This window comes from Burkholderia sp. HI2500, from assembly GCF_002223055.1.
GTDB lineage: Bacteria > Pseudomonadota > Gammaproteobacteria > Burkholderiales > Burkholderiaceae > Burkholderia.
This window is the reverse complement of sequence record NZ_NKFL01000006.1, coordinates 2,747,191-2,768,863: the sequence shown is the minus strand read 5'-3', so window position 1 is coordinate 2,768,863 and position 21,673 is coordinate 2,747,191. Positions and strand designations below refer to the sequence as shown.

The window sequence follows — 21,673 nt, the reverse complement described above, 5'->3', positions numbered from 1 at the left end:
GTGCGTCCTCACGTCAGAAATAGGTTTTTTCGAGTTGTGTCGGATCGCTTGGCAAACGCCGGGGCGCTTCGAACACATGCAGCCAACCGTACCACAGCGGCCGCGTCTCCGCCGCGTCGGAGCACGCATGAAGCTCCTGCCAGCGCAGGTTCGGACGTCGGTGATGCGTCAGGTTGTAGTTGAAGTTGAGGAATGCCCAGCGGATCAGTATGGGGGCACGCATGTTGTATGTGCCCTCGACAACGTCGAGCGGCGTGTGCATGTGATACACCCATTGGAGCGACGACCACGAAAACGCGAATGCGAGGTAGGCAAGCGTGATGTCGAGTACGCGCCAGTCCAGCAATGCCCCCAGTGCAATCCACGCGGCCACGCCTGCGACGGTTTCGTATCGAATTCGGCGAAATTCGGCCTGGCCGAAGTCTCTGAACGCGGCCGCATACGTATTGTCGTGTCCGTACTTCGCCCAACCATACGGAATGCGACTCGGAAGCACGGCCAGGACGAAGCTGCCGGCGAAACTCGCGAACCAGATGCCGCCGACGATCGCCGCGTAGTATTCGATTCGCTTGCGCCACAGCGAAGCGTCCGGCTCGACGAAGTCAACTCGCTCCGCAAGCGTTCGATTTCGCACGTGGTGACCGAGATGATTCACATGGATCAGCGTTGCCGCGGCGCCGAACATCGTCGATGCCCACCACATCATCAAGTAGTTGATTTTCCCGCGCCGATGCCCGAAGCCGTGGAATGTTTCGTGCATCATCGAAAACACACCTTGCATGATCAGGCAGAACGGTGCGAGCAACACCCAGCGCAGGGGGCTCGTACCATGCGATAGCCAGCTCAGGATGCCGGCCCATGCAACGCTCTGTAGTGCGAGCACGCAGAGATTCAGCCGATCGAACCGTCGCGAACGATTATCTATGGCGCTTGTATTGGCAACGAACATACAATTCGGACATGGATAGTGGCGGCGACGCAGAGCATACCCTCGATCGCCATCATCGAACAATATGTCCGCCTGCGCTGACCCTTCGCGCTACGCCACGATCGACCACGACCATGTACGCCAAACGAACCGACGATTCAAAGCATGAACGCTGCAACGACGCGGCAGACATCCGTCGGCGCAATCTGCGTTTTTGTTTTGCCAACCACATTCCGCGCTATTGGTATCGTGACAACCGCCGGGTGACGCGCTTTTTCGACGCATTCTCGATCATGTTTCCGCTTGGCGAGAAGTTCTTTGTCGATAGCGTGAGGCAGTATTGCGGCGCGCTGCCGGCCGACGGCACGCTCGCCGCGCAAGTGGATGCGTTCTTGTACCAGGAAGCCACTCACATACGCGAGCACCGCGCGTACAACCGGCGCCTGGCTCGCCAAGGCATGCCGGTTGACGCACTCGAGGCGCTGATGCGGAGACGGCAGGAACAATGCCGGCGTGTCGCGTCCCCGCTGCTTCAATTGACCTTCACAGCATGTCTTGAACACTACACCGCCATTCTGGCCGATCTGCTATTGCGCGATCCGGCCATTCTCGACGGCGTGGACCCATCGATGGCCGCGATCTGGCGGTGGCATGCGATCGAGGAAACTGAACACAAGTCCGTCGCATTCGACGTATTCCGCGCTTGCGGCGGCGGCGCGATCAAGCGCTATGTCATGCGGACGGCGGCGATGCTCGGTGTTACGGCATGCTTCATCGTCGATCTGGGCTATTTCATCGTCCGTCTCGCACGTGCCGACTGCGACGCCGGCAATTGGCGAAGCTGGGCACAGCTTGGCTGGTGGCTGTTTGGCGCGCCGGGCATTGTTACCCGCGTACTGCCCGCGTGGCTGGCATGGTTCTCGCCACGTTTTCACCCTGCCAGCATCGGGAATCCGGCCACGCTGGCTGCTGCCCGCGCCGCGCTCGCTGCCGATGGCGTGACAACGGAGCCGGCATGAGCGTACGGTGTCCCGCATGGTCGCCGTCCGGTTTCGATGAGTGGCGGCAACACTACCCATTGACGCCGTTCGAACCAGCGCCCGCAGCACTCGACTGGTCCGAGCGCTTCATCGAATGTTGGCACGCGCATGCCGCCCACGCATCCATGGACACCGTCATTGTGCTGATTGCGGGACTCTATTCTGAGTGGATACCTGCTTGCTTCCGGCATGCTGCGCGAGCGTTGCGCGCCGCACGGTACCCAATCCTGCGTGTACCGGTCCGCTCGTCGCGCGCAGTTGCGGAGCAGGGTGCGCATATCGTGCGCAACCTGTATGCGCGCCTGCCCGCTGATCGCCGCTTTATCGTCCTTGCTCACAGCAAGGGTGGGCTCGATGCATTGGCGGCGCTGCATGCGGATTCAGGGCTTCGTGCTCGCTGCGACGGTATCGCACTCGTTCAGCCGCCCGTCGGCCCGAGTGCGGTCGTCGATGGCTTGCTCGACCAACGGGGGGCGCGCATCGATCCCGCATGGTTGGGGCGAGCCGCTGGAAGATTGCTGCGCACGCGCTGGCTGCATGCAGGCTCGCGCGATATCGGCAGCGGGCGCGACGCGGGCATCGCGACGCTGTTGTCTGCGGTGCCCGGTGGCTTGCATTGTGTGCATGTCGTGAGCTGGTCGATAGAACGCACGTCCCGGTTCGACGCACATCACTCACGCCTCGACCGCTACCGTCCCGGTTGTGCGCATGACGGACAGTTCTATCTCGACCACCAGGCGATTCGCGGCATGCCCCAAGTGTGCGTGCCGCATCTCGACCACGGCCAGCCTGTACTCGGCGGCGCCGGCTTCGATGCAGGGCGTTTCTGGCTTGCACTCGTTGCGCTCCTGAACGATACGCGAGCAGCAGCGGTCGCGAGCGGTCAGACGAGATAGATCTCGAATCCCGGGATCGCTTCGGTGCCTCCCTGATCGAGTGCGCTCGCGCCGGGCGTGGATAGCGTGTATAGGTCCATCGGCAGTGCGGTGTATCGATAGCCGTGCAAGGCGGGCCATAGCGGATCGTGATCGTACAGGCAAAGCTGCAGCAAGGCATAGCGGCTCCGCTCTCGTTGCCAGACCGCATCGAGTAGTGCCTGTGCAATGCCTGGGTCGCGTCCGTTCACATGCAGATGAGTCAGGTAGATATCACGAAGCGGCTGACCGGGTGCGGCGATAGAAGGGCGTCCGAGCAAGGGTGCGATGGCGTTGAAGCTGTGACGCAGCGCACCGAGCGGCCGCGGCAGACGTTCCAGGACGATGCGCTTGATACGCCCTGCATCCCACGGAGCAACACAGCCCACGATACGCCGCCGCGCGTTACGTGCGACCAGAAAGCGCTCGATTCCAAAGTCGGGCCAGGCGTTCAGGCGGCGCGCGAATTCATCCGTCGTAAAGACGCAACCGAAGGGTTGGGAACGAGACTCCTGATCCAGGAATGTGCGGAGCGCGTCGGCATCGGCGGCCGACGCGTTCGTGATCCTGACGGAACTGGTGCTCCGCGGAGTAATACGGCGCGCATAGATCGATACGTTGCTGTAGCCGCGCCAATGTCGAAATCCGAGCCGGGTCCGCTTGCCTGCGCCGAATAGCGATTGCGTTGCGATCCGGTTGTCGCGAATGACGCAGCAGTACGTATGCTGTACGTCTTCGTGCTGGGCGAGATCGGCGAGGCGATCGACGACATAGTCGACCCACGTGTGCGCTAGTTCGCGATCGGGTGCGATGCGCAAGTCGCCGAGGTAAGCGATGCGCTGCTTCCCGCCGGCGAGGTAACCGTCGCGAACGACCATGCTGGCTATTCCTTTGACGCGCCCGGCACTGTCCTCCGCGAGCCATGTTCGATAGTCGTTCGAATGACACCGATGCAGCGCGAAGTAATCCGGCGAACGATCGAAGCGAAGTGGTATCCCGCTGAGCATCGCATGACGTGTTTGAAACGCGAGGAGCCGTTCATTGTCGATCGCCGTGGCAAGCCGGATCCGCGTCATTGGCTCATTCACCGGTGAAGATTCGTCTCGCCATCGGGCGTAGGTTTTCCGGCGTCAGTTCGCACAGGCAGACGAGCTCGTTGCCGCACGCGTATTCTGGATTGCGCTTCAGAAAATACGCGACATCCGGCAGCCGTCGATGCACGTCGGGCACTTCGGCGAGGGCTGGGGCGAGGCGGCCTTGTGGTACCGGAAACTTGAGCACGCCGGACGAGGCGTCGTATGCGTGCCCGAAGCGCTCAACTGCCAGATGATCGAGTAGTGCCTGATTTACCGGTTCAGTCGGTTGATCGAATCGAGGGGTGAAATCATGTGCGAACGCTCGCAAGTAGCGGTATGTACGATGCCCTTTGCAGATCAGAAACCAGTATAGTGCCACGTCAGGCACGTTGCGTTTCAGCTCTCCGGCGAGTCGAATCCAGCAAAACGCGAGTTGCTGACTGCCCCAGCAGGCCGGATCCACGATCGTATCGCCGGAAAACAGGATGCGCAGTGTGGTGTCGCGCCACTGCTGCTCATATAGTTTCAACGTGGAAAAGCCGCGCAACTTGCCGGTGTCGTCGCGCATGATGACGCAATGTGTCTTGTCGTCGAGGTCGTTTTCGAAGCGTGCCTGTTCCGTATCCCGGTAACAGGTCGAGTAGAGCGCGTACATGTGTGCAACATCGACGTCGCGCAGCTGCGCACGTGTCATGGAACTGGCTCGAAGCGGCATAGCGTCGTTATTCATGCGAGCTGAAACGATTTATCATGATACGCGATTGAGCCGCTCCTTTTTTCATATGCGTGCCATACCTCCTGTTTCCGTCTCCGATTTACCGTCAGCGTTCGACGCGTGGCGCTGGCTCGCATTCTATGTTGCCGTGTCGGGTGCACTGTACTTCTGGGTCACACACGCACCGATGGCACCTGTGGCGCTGTTGCGTCCGGGACCGTACGATGCGGTCATTCCGCGTGTGTCCGCCAGCGTGCCACTTTATTTGAGTTACGCGCTCGTGATGCCGTCGATTGTCTGGTTCGGCCGATGCCGAAATTGGTTGCTGCCCGCGTTTTTCGCAGGTGCACTTGCCGCAGGCCTGTGTATCGTCAGTCATCTGTTATGGCCGACTGCCGTGAGCCGGTCGCCGGCTGCGACAGGATGGATCGCGTGGCTGTATCGGATCGACACGCCACTTGCCGCGAGTCCATGCGGGCATGTTGCGCTGCCGGTGGCGGTAACCGTGGTATTGGCGGCGCTACGTGTCCGTGCAGCGCGCTATTACGCTGCGTGGAGCGCAATGCTTGCGGTCACGGTCTTGACGACCGGGCAGCATCTGATCGCGGACATGCTTGTTGGACTCGCACTCGGAATTGGCGTTGGCTGTGCGACGACCGTGTTCATTCGTCTCGACGTTGACCTGCGTACGGCCGCCGCATTGCTGCTTGAATGGCTATGTATCGTCGTTACGCTGCGAGTTGCGTTATCGGTGGGGCATTGGGCTGGCTACTTCGTCGCTGCCGTTGTCGTCGCGACCCGGCAACACGCATTATTCATTTTGTATCACGACGCGACACACTATCACTTGACCCGCCGCCGTTTCGCGAACGACTTTTTGATCAACTTGGCAATCGGCGTACCGGGGCTCGTGCCCATCGAATTTTATCGCCCGCTGCATCTCGCACACCATCGACACGTGGGGACCGCGGAAGATCCCGAGCGGAATTATCTGTACCACGCGCAGCCATGGAAATTCGAGCCGCTCGACACACTCCCGCTCGTCCGGCAACTCCTCGGTGATTTGCTCCTGGTCAACATGGTGAAAAACATGCGCGCATATCGGCGTGCGAACGGGCGTGGTGCGTCCATGTCACTGCCGTTGCTTACAGCGATAGCGACGTGGGGCATCCTGCTTTTGCCGCTCGTGCGTGCATGCACAGTACGCGAACTGTTGACGCTTGCGGCCCTTTGGTTCGTTCCTCTTGTGACAATCGGGGCACTGGTACAGAAGATCCGGAGTATTGCAGAGCACAGCGGCGGGCCTGGTGTCACGGCTGGCTGGAATGACTGGACTTATTCGTGGCGCGTCGGGTTACTGGGCCGCTTCTTCATCTGGCCGTACAACATCAACTATCACCAACAGCATCATCGCGAACCCGGCGTGGCGTGGCATCGCCTGCCCGGATTGCGTGCGTCCGACGACCCGGTTCTGTCTTCTCGGCAATTGCTTGCATTGCTCTGGTCGGGTGCCTCGCGCAGCGGTAGCCAAAGATAGAAAAATCCCTTCGACGGCGCGCTGAAGATTCCCGTCGATCCTGGAGCGAAAGGTCGGCACGACCCGTCGCGATCCGTTTGACGCGTGCCGCGCAGCCATTGCACGCCGATCGCGTCATTCGACGGGCGCGTTTCGATGCGCGATCCGATCGCGAGTTGCGCGCCGCCATCGACCGGTGCGCATGGTCGTGCCGACACGTCTGCGTTTTCGGTTAATCGTCAGCCATTTTCTGCGAGTACCTGCCATCGACAGCGCTTCGCCCGCCGCCCACACGTAGCCGTCGCCGGACGGCGGCAGCGGCAGGTCGCGCACGGCATTCAGCAGCACGTCGCCGTCCGCCGCGTCGGCTTCGGCGCGGAAGCGCCAGATTTCATGCACGTCGGCGCGCGTGTCGAACGCGATCTGCGCGGTGCGATCCGCGACTTCCATCACGACGGCTACACGCGCGCCGGCCGGCAATTCCTCGAGACGCCGCGCGATCGCCGGCAGCGCCGAACGGATCGTGGCCGCGACGATGGCGGCCGATCGCGTACCAGAGACCGGCGAACCCGTCAGGGCGGGCATGCGCACCATGACCGTCGCATCGGGCATGGCCGCGGGAAGGGTGGTGTCGCATGATCGAGTCCTATATGTCGTAAAACATATCTAAAGATTTATATCGAAAGATAGGTCGTCAAGGGGATTTATTGGGGCTGGATAGCGCGCGAGGATAGGCTGGCGGCTCGGGGTGGAGATGGCCGTCGATGCGGTGCATCAAGTTGGCGTGTCGATCACGATGATCGAACCTCCGCGCGTCGCCGGCCTCTGCGGCCATTGACAGCGATTGATCGTGACGCGGCGGCGTGCCGGCACGTATCCGCTCGCCGATGACACCGCGAGACATCGGCTGTGGCGCAGCTGAACCCCACAGTAATTCACGTAATAAGATTTGATAAAACGCCGACGATAATTATTTGAATCCATGAAACTGTTTAATTTATTTTCTTTGGATCAAACAAAATTTCCGCGCCGGCAAAGGTATTTAAATCGACCCCGTCATTCAATGTGGTGACTCTGTCGGTTGCAAGCCTGTCATGGTCTGCAGGGTGGTGAATATTTTCGACCCTTTATATGCGAGCCGAAGATTCGTTGTAAATGTAAAGCATTGCAATATTAAAGCGGGATTTGAGTATTTCGATTGTGAAGCGTGATTTTATTTGGCAGGATTTTCATCAAGTTGCTCGAATTTAAAACAACAAAACAACCGACCATTCAATCAGTCGAAATAACACACACCGGATGAGCAACGATCCGAAGGGAAGTTGACGAAGAAACTGGTAACGAGGCGGCGAACGGTCGACACCGTTCGCGATCACTGAATCAATCGCTATCCCGGGCGTCGACGCGTCACTCGAGCGATCCGGGCGAATCCGATACGGGGCAGCCATGGCGATACTCAAGAACGATTCTTCCGGGCAAGCGTGCCTGCTCCGCGCGTATCACGTGTTCGGCCGCGACGCCGCGCGCTGCGATACGGTCATCCGCGACGCGTCGGTGTCCCGGGTCCACGCCCATATCCGCTGGGTCGGCGGGCGATGGGAGCTCCACGATCACAGCAGCAACGGCACGTCGGTATCGGGCGTGCCGTTGCGCGACGGCGAGCACGCGGTGCTGCAGCGAGGCGACGTGATCCGGTTCGGCAGGGCGGGTGTCGCGCCCTGGCGCGTCGAGTCGCTCGACGATCCGGCCGATACGCTATGGCCGGTACGGGGCGCCGTGCACCCGATCGTGCTCACGCCGCGCCAGATCCTGGCTGCCCACGCCGCGCAGCCGGTCACGATCGTCCGGTCGCCGGCCGGCGATTGGCTGTGCGACGACACGTTGCCGCCGCGCGCGCTCCATGACGGCGATGAAGTGTCGACGGGCGACGTCACGTGGCGCGTGGCGCTCGTGCGCCACGGCTCGACGATGACGCTGCGCGCGCCGGCCGATCCGGCCGTGCCGGCCCGATTGCTCGAATTCTTCGTCAGCCGGGACGAAGAGCATGCGCGTGCGCTGCTGCATGTTCGCGGCGGCGTGGTCGATCTCGGCGAGCGCGCGCATCACTACAGCCTCGTCACGCTCGCCCGCGCACGGTCGGCCGACATGCAGGCCGGCTACGACGCCGCCACGCAAGGCTGGATCGAACTCGACCGGCTGGCGCGCATGCTCGGTATCGATACGTCCCATCTCAACGTGCAGATTCATCGCGCCCGGAGCCAGTTCGCGGCGCTGCCGGGGCTGGACGCGAGTCAGCTGGTCGAGCGGCGGCGCGGCAGCGTCCGCTTCGGCGATTTCCCGTTCCGCGTCATGCGCGGCGAGCGCCTCGAATGCCAGTCGGTGCCGGGCGTCGAGACGCGCATCGGCATGCATCGTCCGGCGCCGGACCCGGTCGTCCATTGCTCGTGAACGCGGAACGACAGCCCGGGTTGCCGACGGCGACACGCGCTCGCGTCGTGCCGCACGCGCATGAATCGCAGCGGCCCGCCGCGCCTTTCGCGGCGTTGACCGGCAAGCGGCATTACCGGCTCGGTGCATTGCTCGGCGAAGGCGGCAGCGGCGTGGTGTTTCGCGCGACTTGCGGCGAGACGGGGCAAGACGTCGCGATCAAGCTGATGCGGGACGATGTCGCATGGAACGAAGCCGAGCGCGCGCGCCAGCGCATGCGCTTCCGGCGCGAGACGAGCCTGTGCGAAGCGCTGCGGCACCCGAACATCGTGGCGCTGCTGGACCGGGGGGAAGCGCCCGACGGGCGGCTGTTCGCCGTATTCGAGCGCGTGCAGGGCCAGACCCTGCACGACCGGCTCGCGACGGAGGGGCCGCTGTCTGCCGTCGACACCGGACGGCTGATGGCGGAGGTGCTCGATGCGCTCGCGGCTGCACATCGCCGCGGCATCGTGCACCGGGATCTGAAGCCGCAAAACATCGTGCTCGCGATGGCCGACGACGGGCCGCACGCGAAGCTCCTCGATTTCGGGATCGGCGCGCTGTTGCCCGACGCGACCGAGATCGCGCCCCAGGCCGCGACGCTCGCGGCCGAGGTGCTCGGCTCGCCGTCGTACTGCGCGCCCGAGCAACTGCGCAACGAACCGCCGACGCCCGGAAGCGACCTGTATGCGTGGGGCCTGGTCGTGATCGAATGCCTGACGGGCGAAGTCGTGATGCAGGGTGCCAGCGTCGCCGACATTCTTTATCAGCAACTCAGTCCGGTGGATGTCGCGCTTCCGCCGTCGATCGCGTCGCATCCGCTCGGCTCGGTGCTGCGGCATGCGTTGAGCAAGCATCCGGCGCAGCGTGCCGCCTCGGCCGACGAACTCGCGGCGCAGTTTCGTGCGCTCAATTTCGCCGCGCTCATCGGCCCGTTCGATGCCGGCCGCGCAAGCCGCCGCACACGGCCGCAGCCGTTCGCGCCGCACAGCGACGCGGCCGCAACGGCGGGCGAATACCGGCAGGTCACCACGCTGTGCTGTTGCGTGACGATCGCCGGAGACGGCCGGCAACGCCATGCGGGAACCGATCACGACGCCCTGCTCGACCGCTACGAGGCGCAGTGGCTGACGAAGTGCGCGGATATCGCCGTCGGCTATGGCGCGCAGGTCGACGAGCGGCTCGGCGACACGCTGCTGTTCCATTTCGGTCTGCAAGGCGATATCGATCGGCCCGCGCGCCGCGCGGCACGTGCGGCACTGGACATGGTGCGGGTGGCCGGGCGCGCGCGGTTGCCGGTACCGGCCGACTCCCGCGATGCCGCCGGCGGCGACGGCTGGCACGTCGAAGTGGCCGCTGCGATTCACGTCGGGCAGGTTCTCGCGCATGCGGCGCAGTGGGCGGGCGGGTCGACGCCGGCCGCCGCGTCGCGGTTGTTGCGGCTGGCCGGGCCCGGGCAGATCCTGATCAGCGACGACGCGCGGCTCGCGCTCGAACGGCATGCCGACTTCCGGCCGACCGGGTTGCGGCTGGCGCGGGCGGGCCTCGCGCCGCAGCCGGTGCATGAACTGCTCGGCGAGCGTCGGGCCGATACGCCGTTCGATTCGCTCGACGGCGGCATGCGGACGCCGATGATCGGCCGTACGCGCGAACTCGATGCCCTGCTGCGCGCGTGGCAGGAGACGCTTGCACGTCATCGTCGCGCAATGCACGGTGTGCCGCCGCGGCTCGTCGTCGGCGACGCGGGAATCGGCAAGTCGCGCCTCGTGCACGGGCTGTGCGAGATCGTGCGGGCACAGGGCCACGCGTTCGCGCATTGCGGATGCCAGCCGGAGCGGGAGAATCATGCGCTGTTTCCGATCCTGCGGTTCATCGGCGCGCATTGGCAACTCGACGCCGACAGTCCGGCCGACATCACGCACGCGGCGATGGACGCGATGCTGGCGGCGCTCGAATGCGATCGTGCGGCGGCCCGTGTCGCGCTTGCGACCTGGCTGGGGCTGCCCTGCGATGCGAAGGCGGCGAGGTGGCCGGGCGCGCGCGAACAGGACGCGCTGTTCGATGTGCTCGAGCAATTGATCGTGTCGCTCGGCAATGGCGCGCCGGTGTTGCTCGTCGTCGAGGATGTCCAGTGGATCGACCGCTCGACCGAGGATTTTCTGGCGTACCTGCAGCGCTCGCCGCGCGCGGCGGCGCTTTGCATCGTGCTCACGTCGCGACCCGCCAGGCTCGCGCGCTGGCGTGGCGTGACCGAGCGCCTGGTGCTGCGCCGCCTGCCGCGCGACGACGCGCGGCGCCTGATGTCGGCGCACCTGGGCCAGGGCGTGCTCGATCCGGCCTGGCTCGACCCGCTCGTCCATCGTACGGCGGGCATTCCGCTGTTCATCGAGGCCGTTGCGCGCGAGCTGACGATGTGCGGCGCGGACGGCTCGCTCACGGGGCTGTGGACGATGGACCCGTGTCCGCTTCCGCTCAGTCTCGGCGGAATGCTCGGTCGCGCGTTCGACCGGATCGACGACGCGCGCGGCACCGCGCAGCTTGCCGCGACGATCGGGCTCGCGGTGGATGCGCAACTGCTGGCCGCGGCATCGCCGCATGATCGCGTCACGCTCGACGCGCACCTGCAGCTGCTGCTCGAAGAGCGGATCATGTATGCGCAACATCGGCGCGATCGCGTGTTCTATTCGTTCCGCCATGCGTTGATTCGCGACGCGGCGTACGCGTCGATGCCGCCGGCCGTGCGGTGCGCCAACCATGCGCGAGTCAACCGCGCACTGGCCGCGCAAGCCGATCGCGGCGCGGACGCACCCGCGTTCGGCGCCGACGAACACGCCACGCGCATGTGCATCTGAATCCTGCATTCGATGCACGGATGTCCCAGCGGTGCCGCCACCCGCGTCCTACAGTGGGCCAGATAGGCCGATCCGGCTTTCAGCGCCGGATCGGCTTCGACAATCTGGAGACAACCCCATGACAGCCGAGTACACCCTTCAACACCGGATCGCGGGCGACGCGTGTGACGCCGCGCAGGGCGAGTGGTTCGAGAAATTCGAACCGTGCACCGGGCACCTGCTTGCGCGCGTGGCGGCCGGCACCGGCGTCGACGTCGACCGGGCCGTGCGTGCGGCCCGCGCGGAATTCGACGGCGGACACTGGCGCCGGTTGCCCGGCGCGGCGCGAGCGAAGCTGCTGAACCGGCTGGCCGACCTGCTCGAGCATGACGCGGAACGCTTCGTCGAGTTGCTGGCGCGTGAACAGGGCCGCCCCGCGATGGAAGTGCGCATGATGGACCTGCCGATGTCGATCGACACACTGCGCTACTTCGCCGGATGGGCGGACAAGCTTGAAGGCCGCCAGATTCCGACCGGCGGCTTCATGGGACGCCCGACCGTCAACTACACGGTGCGCGAAGCAGTCGGCGTCGCCGGCCTGATCGTGCCGTGGAATGCGCCGCTGATGATCGCGTGCTGGAAACTGGCGCCCGCGCTCGCGGCCGGCTGCACGGTCGTGATCAAGCCGTCGGAGGACGCGCCGCTCGCGGTCGGGGCGCTGGCGGACCTGGCGGCGCAGGCAGGCTTTCCGCCGGGTGTCGTGAATCTCGTGCACGGCATCGGCGCGTCGGTCGGCGCCGCGCTGGTCAATCACCCGGGCGTCGACAAGGTCAGCTTTACCGGTAGCACCGAGGTCGGCCGCACGATCGCGCGCGAAGCCGGCGCACAGTTCAAGCGGCTGACGCTGGAACTCGGCGGCAAGGCGCCGCAGATCATCTTCGACGACGCGAATCTCGAGCAGGCGATCGCCGGCGTCGCGATGGGGCTGTTCGTCAACCAGGGGCAGACGTGCGCGGCCGGCACGCGCGTGCTGGTGCAGCGCCGTCACTACGACGACGTCGTCGGCGCGCTCGCGCATGCGGCGCGGTCGATCAGGGTCGGCACGCCGTTCGACCCGGCGACGCAGATGGGTGCACTGATCAGCGCCCGCCATGCCGACCGCGTGAAGACGCATATCGCCGTGGCGCTTCACGACGGCGCGACGATGGTCGCGGGCGACGAGCCGGTGCCGTCGCAAGGCTTCTTCGTGCGGCCGACGGTGTTCGCGAATGTCGATCCGGCGATGCGCATCGCGCGCGACGAAGTGTTCGGGCCGGTCGGCACGATCATGCCGTTCGATACGGAAGACGAGGCCGTCGCGCTGGCGAACGACACCGTCTACGCGTTGTCCGCCACGCTGTGGACCCGCGATCTCGCGACCGCGCACCGTACTGCCGCCCGTCTGCGGGTCGGCGCGGTCGCGGTGAACGCGTGGAGCCCGCTCGACGCACGGCTGCCGTGGGGCGGCTTCAAGGAGAGCGGCGTCGGGCGCGACCTGTCGCAGAGTGGGCTCGATGCGTACCTGGAGGAGAAGGTCGTCACGATCGCGATGTAGCCGCGCACGTGCCGGCTCGGAGACACAACAACAAGATCGCGGGCATTGCTTGCCCGCCTATCCCATTCGACAGACACATGACTACTCAAGACCTGACCTTCGATTACGTCGTCATCGGCGCGGGTTCCGCCGGTTGCGTCGTGGCCGCGCGGCTGATCCAGCAGAACGCCGGTTCGGTGCTGCTGCTGGAAGCCGGCACGCGCGACGACAATCCGTTTCACCGGATTCCGGGCGGCGTGATGCAGGTGTTCCAGAAGAAATCGTGGCCGTACATGACCGAACCGCAGCCGAACGCGAACGGCCGCAGCATGATCATCGCGCAGGGCAAGGTGCTGGGCGGCGGCAGTTCGGTCAACGGGATGATCTACATCCGCGGGCAGCGCGACGATTACGACGACTGGGCGACGCAGTGGGGATGCACGGACTGGCGCTACGACGACGTGCTGCCGTATTTCATGAAGGCGGAAGCGAACGAAAGCCTCGGGCCTGCGTATCACGGCCAGACGGGTCCGCTGCCCGTCAGCGAGAACCGTTATCGCCATCCGTTGACGGCTGCGTTCATCCGGGCCGGGCAGGAGATGGGGCTGCGCTACGTCAACGATTTCAACGGCGAAGTGCAGCAGGGCATCGGCTATTACCAGACGACGACGCGCAACGGCGAACGCGCAAGCACCGCGCAGACCTATCTGGCGTCGGTGCGCGACGACGTGAAGCTGAAGGTGGTGACCGGCGCGCTCGTGCACCGGATCCGGACCGATGCGGCGCGTGCGGTCGCGGTCGAATTCAGCGAAGGCGGCCACGCGCCCGTGTCGGTGCGCGTGCGCAACGAGGTCGTCGTGAGTGCGGGAGCGATCGGGAGTCCGAAGGTGCTGATGCTGTCCGGCATCGGGCCGGCGGAGCATCTTGCCGCGCTCGGGATCGATACGGTTGCCGTATTGCCGGTCGGCCGGAATTTCCACGATCATCTACATATGTCGGTGCAGGCGTCGATTCGCACGCCGGCGAGCCTCTACGGCGAGAACACCGGGCTCCGGGCGATGCGCCATTTCCTGCAATGGAAGTGCTTCAGGAGCGGGCTGCTGACCAGCAACATCCTCGAAGGCGGCGCATTCATCGACACGCAGGGCACCGGGCGGCCGGACGTACAGTTCCATTTCCTGCCGCTGCTCGACAACTTCGACAATACGCCGGGAGAGAAGCCCCCGGCGAGCGAGCACGGCATGTCGGTCAAGGTCGGCCATCTGCAACCGAAATCGCGCGGGCGGGTGGCGTTGCGCAGCAAGGATCCGTCGGATCTTCCGAGGATCGATGCGAACTTCCTGAGCGACCCGGCCGACCTCGACGGCCAGATCCGGGCGGTTCAGGCCGGGCTCAGGATCCTGTCGGCGAAGGCGCTGCAGGCGCACGTGAAGGAAATCGTCGCGCCGGCTCGGATCGATGCGGACGACCTGCCAGCAATCGAGGCGTTCGTGCGGCAGGACATCAAGACCGTCTATCACCCGGCCGGCACCTGCAGGATGGGTACGGACCCGCGGACGTCGGTGGTCGACCAGAAGACGCTGCGCGTGCACGGCTTCGCCAATCTGCGCGTGATCGATTGCTCGATCTGCCCGCAGGTGCCGAGCGGCAACACCAACGCGCCGGCAATCATGATCGGCGAACGCGGCGCTGATCTGCTGCTCGGTCGGTGAAAGAGGCGGCGCAGGGCTGACCTGCGCTGACTTCGCGTCGGGCGATGCCGACGCCGTTTCGTTCGAATCAGAGCGGAAACACGGCCTTGAGCCAGAACGCCGCGCCTTCCGGGCGGTTTCGCACATCGGTTTCCATCTGGTATTTGGCGGTCACGAACCAGCCCTTCCCGCTGTCGTACTTGATCGACGGGCCGATCGCGAACGCACGGCCGCGATTGCCGGCGATGGTTTGCCCGGGCTGTGAGTCGTCCGTCATCTGCCGGTAGACATAGCCGCCCGCGCCGACCGTCAGCCCGTTGCCGAAACCCCAGCCCGCCGAATAGTCGACGATGAATTCCTGGCCGGACCGGTAGTCCGTCGCGTGGTTGAGCTGGTTGAAGGTCCACATCAGCTTTGCATCGAACACCGGCCCGGTACGGCCGCCGTACGAGATCCCCGCGATCGGCTGGATCGCCCAGACGTGTCGGCCGATGTTGGCCAGGTCGCTTTTGTCGTACCGGCCCGTTGGCGCGAAGAAATCGACGGCGAGCAGCGTGTGGAGCGTCGGCGTGACGTGCCAGCCGAGCGCCGGCCCGAACGTCATGTCGCCGACACCGGTTCGCCGCTGTGATTGCCCGCCCGCGTGCACGTCGAGCGTGACGAGCGGAAGCAGCGCATGCATGGCCAGCGACGCGCCGGCAAATGTGTAGGGTGTGACCCACACGATCCGTGGCGTCACCGAATAGGCAGTGATGCTGAAGTCCGGCGGCGCGACGTTGCGGCCGTCGTTGTCGCGCAGTTCGCCGGCGTGGTAGCGCTCCGCGTAGATCAGCGCATAGAGCCCCGGCGGCGGCAGTGCGCAGCACAGGTAGCCTTCCGCCCCGGTCGGGTAGACGGAGCCGCCGCCTTCGGTTGCGTGAGCGCCGTGCGCGACGACGAGCGCGGACAGCATCACGGAAAGGGATCGTCGTTTCATCGGTTGTCTCCTCCTGCGGCGCGCGAGCGGCCGCCGTTTGTCTTCGGGCGGCTTGCGTGACGGCATGGGCCACGCACGTGAAGCCCGGCCGGAAGCCGTCTTTCCGCCCGTCAGCAGGGTGCCGCGCCAGTTTTTCGCTCGCATGTGTTTGCGTGCAGAGCCGTCAGGAGTGCGGTGCATCTAGGGGAAATCTTTACAGCGTCAGGTAGCGTTCCGGCCACGCATGGGAGTTGTGCGAATGTTCTTTCGCATCGATGCGCCGTACGCTACGAGCCGATCCCCTCTCATCGGTGCTGGCCGGGCGCGTGTCGTCGCACATGACCGGAAGTCGGGCGAGTCGATCGTCGCGCCCGCTGCATGCGCACGCAGGCGGCCACGCAACGGATGTACTTGAAAGCCGGATTTTTCTGGAGGCGACGTCATGATCGATTCGGAAGCGCATCCGCCGCTGCAGGCGGGCGGCGTGTCGTGCTGGTCGGAGCAGATCCGGCATCGGTTCTTTCCGCTGGAGCTGAACGCCGGCGCGTCCGGCGAATTCGATGCGAGCGTCGACGTGTTCGATCATGCGCGCTGCCGCGTGGCGCGCATTGCGGCCAGCGCGCACAGCGCCTCCATCGGTCGCGACGCCTGCAAGACGCTGAAGCACCGCTACGTCAAGGTGATCTGGCAACTGAGCGGCGTGGCGAGGCTCGAGCAGGGTGCCAGCGAAGTGATCGTGCCGCCCGGGCATTTCACGCTGTACGAGGCGAGCAGCCCATACTGGATTCAAAACGACGCACACGGCGAATTCGTCACGATGCTGTGCGAAGTGGCCGACCACGACGCGCTGCTGGCGTTGGCCCGGCACGCGATCGGCCGCGCGATGCCGACGACGGGCGGCGCGGCCGTGGCGCTCGCGAGCCTGCAGGCGATGATCGCCGAGGGCCGGCGCATGAATCCGCGCAGCCGCTTCGGCGTGCTGGAACTGGTGGCGACGTTGCTCGCCGAGACCATCGATTTCGCGGACGGCACGGCGCCCGCTTCGCGGCGCAAGATCCGCGAGACGTTGCTGCGCGACGCGCAGCAATACATCCATCGGCATCTGGACGACGGCGAACTGTCGCCCGATCGTATTGCCGCCGCATTGAAAGTGTGCCGCCGCACGCTTTACCAGGCGTTCGAATCGATCGGCGAGCGGCCGCAGGCGATGATCCAGCGCCTGCGGCTCGAGAAGTGCCATGAAGTGCTGTCGCAGACCGGTGCCGACGGGGCGAGCATTACGCGCCTCGCGCTGCAGTCGGGGTTTTCCGATCCGGCGTATTTTGCGCGCCTGTTTCGCCGGCGCTTCGGCGTCACGCCGTCGCAGTGTCGGGATGCGGCGATGCAGGACGAGGGCGGTGCGGGATCGTCGGGTTAGTCGCGGCGTGCATTCGTTGCGATTCGAACCGACTCGATCGGAGGATGGCCGGCAGCGTGTGACGACGAACGCGGCAGCGCGGGCCGGCACCGCGCCTGCGTCGTCAGGCGATCCGGACACAGGGGCGTCGCCAGAATCCGCCGAGGCTGCGGCCTAGAACCGCGTGCTGAACCCGATCCGCGCGATCGACTGCAGCGCGCCGCCCGACGCGCCGTTCGCATCCATCACGCCGTTGATCTGCGCGTTGCTGCCGTGGTTCGCGCGCTGGTGCACGCCCGCCACGTACACCATCGTGCGTTTCGACAGCCAGTACTGGACGGCGGCCAGGAGCTGGTGCGCGTGCGCGTTGTCGAGCGTGTCGTTGCCTTTCATGTACGTGTAGCTCGCGCCGATCACCCATGCCGGCGACGGCCGCCATGCGGCGCCGGCTTCCGCCGACCACGCACCCGCGCCGTTCTGCGCGTTGCGTACGGTCGTGAAGAGCGCTTTCCCGGTGACCGTGCCGAGCGTGTAGTGCACGCCCGCGCCCCAGTTGCGCACGCTGGTCGGCGGTAGCCCGTTCGTCGTGCCGTACTTCTGGTTCGTATAGGCCGCGCCCGCGCCGAACGGGCCGTTGTCGTAGCTCGCGCCGACGCTGACCGTGTTGTTCGCGCCGACCGACCCCGCGACGTTCCCGAAGCCGTACAGCGCGCCGACGGTCAGGCCCGACAGCGACGGGCTCGTGTACTTGACCGAATTCGCGACACGATTGCTGCCCGCGACGCGATCCCAGTCGAATGCGCCGGTCGGGTTGTTCGGCAACGCGAGCTTGTCGAACGGCCCGTTGCGAAAGCCGTACAGGCCGACGAGATCCTGCGCGATCTCGTTGCTGCTCGCGGCCAGCGCGTCGACCATGAACTCGTACTGGTTGCCGAGCGTCAGCGTGCCGTACCGGTCGTTCTGCAGCCCGACATAGGCGGTGCGCGCGAACAGCCCGCCGCCGATGATCGAGCCGTTGCCGAGCGAATACTGGTTGACGAGCCGGAAGATCGCGCGCGTGCCCGCGCCGAGATCCTCCTTGCCTTCGAAACCGAGCAGGTTCGGGAAGAAGATGTTGTCGTCGAACTTCGCGGCGCCGTGGCCGCCTTGATTGCTGACGTAGCTGATGCCGGCATCCATCAGCCCGAACATCGCCACGCTGCTCTGCGCGAACGACACGGCGGGAATGGTGCATGCCGCGAGCGCCAGAAGGGTCTTTTTCGTCATCTCCAATGTGCTCCTCACATGTTTCCGATCGAGTCGGATATTTTTTATTGGACTACTGATTGATATGAGCAAAGCTGAACCGGATGAATCCCGGCTCAGTGACAACCGAAGGAAATCGATGTGGGACGGGCATCGGCAGCAATCGCGGGCGTGCCGATGCCCGCTCAGCAGCGCGCTAGACCGTCGAATACCCGCCATCGACCGGCACGACCGCGCCGGTCACGAACGACGCGCTGGGCGAGCACAGGAACAGGATCGCGTCCGCGACTTCGTCGGCCGTGCCCCAGCGCCCGAGCGGCGTGCGCTCGAGGATGCGCCGCGACGCCTGCATGTCGGCCATCAGGCCGCTGCTGAGCGGCGTATCGATCCAGCCGGGCGCGACCGCATTCACGCGAATGCCGCGATCGGCCCACGCCTGCGCGAGCGAGCGCGTGAGCTGCGCGATGCCTCCCTTGCTCGCGCTGTACGCGGGCCGGTCCTTGCTGCCGAAGTACGTGTACATCGACGCGATATTGACGATGCTGCCGCCGTGTGCCGACAGCGCCGGCCGCGCGGCGTCGGAGGCACGCATCACCGACGTCAGGTTCACGTTCAGCACGAGCTCGAACTGGTCCATCCGGTATTCGTCCGCGTGCCGGCTGATGCCGACGCCGTTGACGAGCACGTCGAGCCGCGGCAGCGCCGCGATCGTGCGCGTCAGCGCATCGCTGTCGGTCACGTCGAGTTCCACGCAGCGAACGCCCGCATGCACGGGCGCATGCGGGCCGGCCGCATTGAGCCCGAGCGCGACGACCGACGCGCCGGCTTCCGCGAATCGCATCGCCGTGCGCGCACCGATGCCCGACGTGCCGCCCGTCACGACGACGGACTGCCCCTCAAACGCCCACTGACGACTCATGCTCGACGCTCCCGATGGTGTGCGCGCGACGGGCGGGCCGTTGCGCGGGTGAAACGAGGATCTTGATTTGCGCGCGGTCGGCGAGCAGCGCGTCGAAGCCGTCGGCGACGGCGTCTTCGAGCGACACGATGCGCGTGACGATCGACGTGAGGTCGAGCGCGCCCGACGCGACGATGCGCAGCAGGTCTTCGTACGCATGCCGGTAGCCGACGCTTGCCGTGAAGGTCAGCTCGTCGTTGACCGCGCGAAACGCGTCGAAGCCGGCATGCGGCATCAGGCCGACCATCACGACGCGGCCGCCCTTGCGCAGTGCCTGCATCGCCGATTCGAACGTGGCCGGCAGTCCGGCCGCTTCGAAACTCGCATCGACGCCGAGCCCGCCCGTGGCCGCGTGGATCGCGTCCTGCAGCGCGGATGCACCGAGTGCGCGTGCGTCGAACGTATGCGTCGCGCCGAAGCGCGCGGCCGCCGCGAGCCGTTCGGGCGAGACGTCGACGGCCACGATCGTGGTCGCCCCCTGCAGTTTCGCGAGCATGATCAGCAGCAGGCCGATCGGGCCGAGGCCGAACACCGCACAGGTTTCGCCGAGCCGCAGTTCGCCACGCCGCAACGCGTGCAGCGCGACGGCCGCCGGCTCCATCACCGCGGCCTGCTCGAGACTCACGCCGTCAGGCAGGCGATGCAGCATGTACGCCGGCACGACCGCGAAGTCGGCCATGCCGCCGTCGCCCATCAACCCGGCGAAGCCCATCGACACGCACAGGTTGTACGACCCCGCGCGGCAATACGCGCACTGGCTGCAGCGATACTCGGGCTCGACCGCGACGCGATCACCCGCGCGCAGCGCCGTCACGTCGTCGCCGACCTCGACGACGGTGCCGCAGAACTCGTGGCCGAGCGTCAGCGGCGCGGTGCGGTGCGACAGCGGATGCGGCGTGTCGACCGGAATCGCGTGCGGGCCGTCCGCATATTCGTGCAGGTCGCTGCCGCAGATCCCGCAGTACGCGATCGCGATGCGCACGTCACCGGGGCCGACGCGCGGCGTGTCGATTTCCACGAGACGGACGTCGCGCGGGCCATGCCATTGAAGTGCCCGCATGTCAGTGGCCTCCGAGGTTTTGTGGATCGAGATGGTTCGCGGCCGAGCCGGCGAGTGCGCGCTTGCGCAGCACGGCGGGCGCGGTCTCGACGAGGCCGAACGACAGCACGCACGCGAGGATCGCGCCGGCAGCCGACGTCCACATCGCGAACTGCAGGCCGTACTTGTCCGCCGCGAAGCCGGCAACGGTCGGTGCAACGAAGCCGCCGATCAACTCACCGGCGCCCATGATCAGGCCGAGCGCGCTGGCGATCGCGCGCGGCGGCACCGTTTCGGCCGGGATCGTCGCCATGAACAGCGTGAAGCAGCCGAGGCCCGTGTACGTGGCGAACACGAGCGCGCCGAGCGCCCACAGCGAGCCGGCATGGATCATCACGACCGGGCACACGGCCGCGATCAGCGCAAACGCGATCATCGTCGGCTTGCGGCCGATCCGGTCGGAGATCGCCGGCACCGCGAAGCCCCAGAACACCCACGCGGCGCCGAGGCAGGTCATCACGACGCCCATGTCGGACGGCGACAGATGGCGGCTTTCCACGAGGAACACCGGAGCGAACGAGATGATCACGACGAACCACGTGAGAAAGAAGCCGCTGATCAGCACGCAGAGCAGGATGTTGCGCTCCTTCAGCAGCGCCCATCGGTTGATTGCCGCGCCGCTCGCGGCCGGTGCGCCGCCGGGTTCGGCCCGCGCGTGCCGCACGCCGCCGGGCGGCGCTTCGCGCACCCAGCGCCAGATGCAGAACGCGATCAGGAAGCCGGGAAGGCACGACACGTAGAACGCCTCGCGCCAGCCGTACGTGGTCGCGATGCCGATGACCACCGGCGGGCCGATCATCGCGCCGAGCAGGCCGGCGGCGGAGCCTTGCAGCAGGCCCATGTTCAGCCCGCGGCGGCTCGGCGTCGAGCTTTCGACCATCAGCGATTGCGACAGCGGCAGCACGGGGCCTTCGGCGATGCCCATCAGCGCGCGGAACGCGATCAGGCTCGCGAAGCCGCCGACGAGCCCCGACAGCGCCGAGCACGCGGAAAAGCCGAGCACGGCCGCGATCAGCAGCGGCTTGCGCGTGCCGCGCGCGTCGGACCACGCGCCCGTCGCGGCGCCGGACAATGCCCACGTAAGCGCGAGCGCGGACGACACCATGCCGAGCTGCGTGTTCGTCAGGTGCAGCTCGGCCGACATGAACGGGAACAGGAACGACAGCGCGAGGCGGTCGAAGAACACGAAGCCGAACGTCATGAACAGGATCAGCAGCAACCTGTTCTCATACGTCCACGCGGATCGGGAGGCGGAAGGGGATGTCATGGT

The 21,673-nt window shown here is 65.7% G+C and carries 15 protein-coding genes and 3 pseudogenes; 8 read left to right on the top strand and 10 right to left on the bottom strand.

The window, feature by feature from the left end:
- Nucleotides 1-13: 13 nt before the first annotated feature.
- Nucleotides 14-949: a fatty acid desaturase family protein gene (locus CFB45_RS30230; RefSeq protein ID WP_089428697.1), complete on the bottom strand. Its 936-nt coding sequence runs from the start codon at nt 947-949 to the stop codon at nt 14-16.
- A 113-nt stretch (nt 950-1,062) separates the two neighbouring features.
- On the opposite strand from CFB45_RS30230, the gene CFB45_RS30225 reads away from it, so the two are divergent.
- The gene (locus tag CFB45_RS30225; RefSeq protein ID WP_089428696.1) at nt 1,063-1,947 is read left to right on the top strand and encodes a metal-dependent hydrolase; all 885 of its coding nucleotides are present in this window, start codon (nt 1,063-1,065) and stop codon (nt 1,945-1,947) included.
- 59 nt (nt 1,948-2,006) lie between these two features.
- Nucleotides 2,007-2,864: a hypothetical protein gene (locus tag CFB45_RS30220; protein WP_256978425.1), complete on the top strand. Its 858-nt coding sequence runs from the start codon at nt 2,007-2,009 to the stop codon at nt 2,862-2,864.
- Here CFB45_RS30220 and CFB45_RS30215 read toward each other — a convergent pair.
- Together CFB45_RS30215 and CFB45_RS30210 are read right to left on the bottom strand one after the other, a co-directional pair.
- Nucleotides 2,852-3,958, bottom strand: coding sequence for a hypothetical protein (locus CFB45_RS30215; protein ID WP_089428694.1), 1,107 nt, complete (start codon nt 3,956-3,958; stop codon nt 2,852-2,854). The two genes, CFB45_RS30220 and CFB45_RS30215, sit on opposite strands and share 13 nt — an antisense overlap.
- Before the next feature lie 4 nt (nt 3,959-3,962).
- A complete protein-coding gene (locus tag CFB45_RS30210; RefSeq protein WP_256976828.1) occupies nt 3,963-4,652 on the bottom strand; it encodes a hypothetical protein in 690 nt (229 codons plus the stop codon).
- Between CFB45_RS30210 and CFB45_RS30205 the strand changes: the two genes are divergently transcribed.
- On the top strand, nt 4,651-6,210 hold the full coding sequence (locus CFB45_RS30205; RefSeq protein WP_256976829.1) for a fatty acid desaturase family protein: 1,560 nt from the start codon (nt 4,651-4,653) through the stop codon (nt 6,208-6,210). The genes CFB45_RS30210 and CFB45_RS30205 overlap by 2 nt on opposite strands.
- Before the next feature lie 228 nt (nt 6,211-6,438).
- Here the strand turns inward: CFB45_RS30205 and CFB45_RS30200 are convergent.
- Together CFB45_RS30200 and CFB45_RS39655 are read right to left on the bottom strand one after the other, a co-directional pair.
- A pseudogene (locus CFB45_RS30200) lies at nt 6,439-6,705 on the bottom strand (siderophore-interacting protein); the annotation flags it as partial.
- Nucleotides 6,662-6,826: pseudogene (locus CFB45_RS39655) on the bottom strand (PadR family transcriptional regulator); the annotation flags it as partial. The pseudogenes CFB45_RS30200 and CFB45_RS39655, both read right to left, overlap by 44 nt.
- 809 nt (nt 6,827-7,635) lie before the next feature.
- On the opposite strand from CFB45_RS39655, the gene CFB45_RS30190 reads away from it, so the two are divergent.
- The 4 genes and pseudogenes from CFB45_RS30190 (at nt 7,636) to CFB45_RS30175 (ending at nt 14,771) form a co-directional block, all read left to right on the top strand.
- Entirely contained in the window at nt 7,636-8,637 is a 1,002-nt protein-coding gene (locus CFB45_RS30190) for an FHA domain-containing protein (protein WP_089428691.1), read from the top strand.
- A pseudogene (locus tag CFB45_RS30185) lies at nt 8,634-11,495 on the top strand (TOMM system kinase/cyclase fusion protein); the annotation flags it as partial. The gene CFB45_RS30190 and the pseudogene CFB45_RS30185, both read left to right, overlap by 4 nt.
- A 130-nt stretch (nt 11,496-11,625) precedes the next feature.
- The gene (locus tag CFB45_RS30180; RefSeq protein WP_089428690.1) at nt 11,626-13,080 is read left to right on the top strand and encodes an aldehyde dehydrogenase family protein; all 1,455 of its coding nucleotides are present in this window, start codon (nt 11,626-11,628) and stop codon (nt 13,078-13,080) included.
- Between the two features lie 77 nt (nt 13,081-13,157).
- Nucleotides 13,158-14,771, top strand: a complete 1,614-nt coding sequence (locus CFB45_RS30175; protein ID WP_089428689.1) for a GMC family oxidoreductase — start codon at nt 13,158-13,160, stop codon at nt 14,769-14,771.
- A gap of 67 nt (nt 14,772-14,838) precedes the next feature.
- Here CFB45_RS30175 and CFB45_RS30170 read toward each other — a convergent pair whose 3' ends face one another.
- Nucleotides 14,839-15,726 (bottom strand): SphA family protein, encoded by an 888-nt coding sequence (locus tag CFB45_RS30170; RefSeq protein ID WP_089428688.1) that lies wholly within the window; start codon nt 15,724-15,726, stop codon nt 14,839-14,841.
- Nucleotides 15,727-16,147: 421 nt separating this feature from the next.
- Here CFB45_RS30170 and CFB45_RS30165 point away from each other — a divergent pair, with 421 nt between their 5' ends.
- Nucleotides 16,148-17,122 (top strand): helix-turn-helix domain-containing protein, encoded by a 975-nt coding sequence (locus CFB45_RS30165; protein ID WP_256978423.1) that lies wholly within the window; start codon nt 16,148-16,150, stop codon nt 17,120-17,122.
- A 153-nt stretch (nt 17,123-17,275) separates the two neighbouring features.
- Here the strand turns inward: CFB45_RS30165 and CFB45_RS30160 are convergent, their stop codons facing one another.
- From CFB45_RS30160 to CFB45_RS30145, 4 genes are all read right to left on the bottom strand, one after another.
- Complete coding sequence (locus tag CFB45_RS30160; RefSeq protein ID WP_089428687.1) at nt 17,276-18,367, bottom strand: porin; 1,092 nt, start codon at nt 18,365-18,367, stop codon at nt 17,276-17,278.
- A 175-nt stretch (nt 18,368-18,542) separates the two neighbouring features.
- A complete protein-coding gene (locus tag CFB45_RS30155; protein ID WP_089428686.1) occupies nt 18,543-19,265 on the bottom strand; it encodes an SDR family NAD(P)-dependent oxidoreductase in 723 nt (240 codons plus the stop codon).
- Nucleotides 19,243-20,364 (bottom strand): 2,3-butanediol dehydrogenase, encoded by a 1,122-nt coding sequence (locus tag CFB45_RS30150; RefSeq protein WP_089428685.1) that lies wholly within the window; start codon nt 20,362-20,364, stop codon nt 19,243-19,245. The genes CFB45_RS30155 and CFB45_RS30150 overlap by 23 nt, the downstream gene beginning before the upstream one ends.
- Nucleotide 20,365: 1 nt before the next feature.
- Nucleotides 20,366-21,670, bottom strand: a complete 1,305-nt coding sequence (locus tag CFB45_RS30145) for an MFS transporter (protein ID WP_089428684.1) — start codon at nt 21,668-21,670, stop codon at nt 20,366-20,368.
- Nucleotides 21,671-21,673 lie beyond the last annotated feature (3 nt).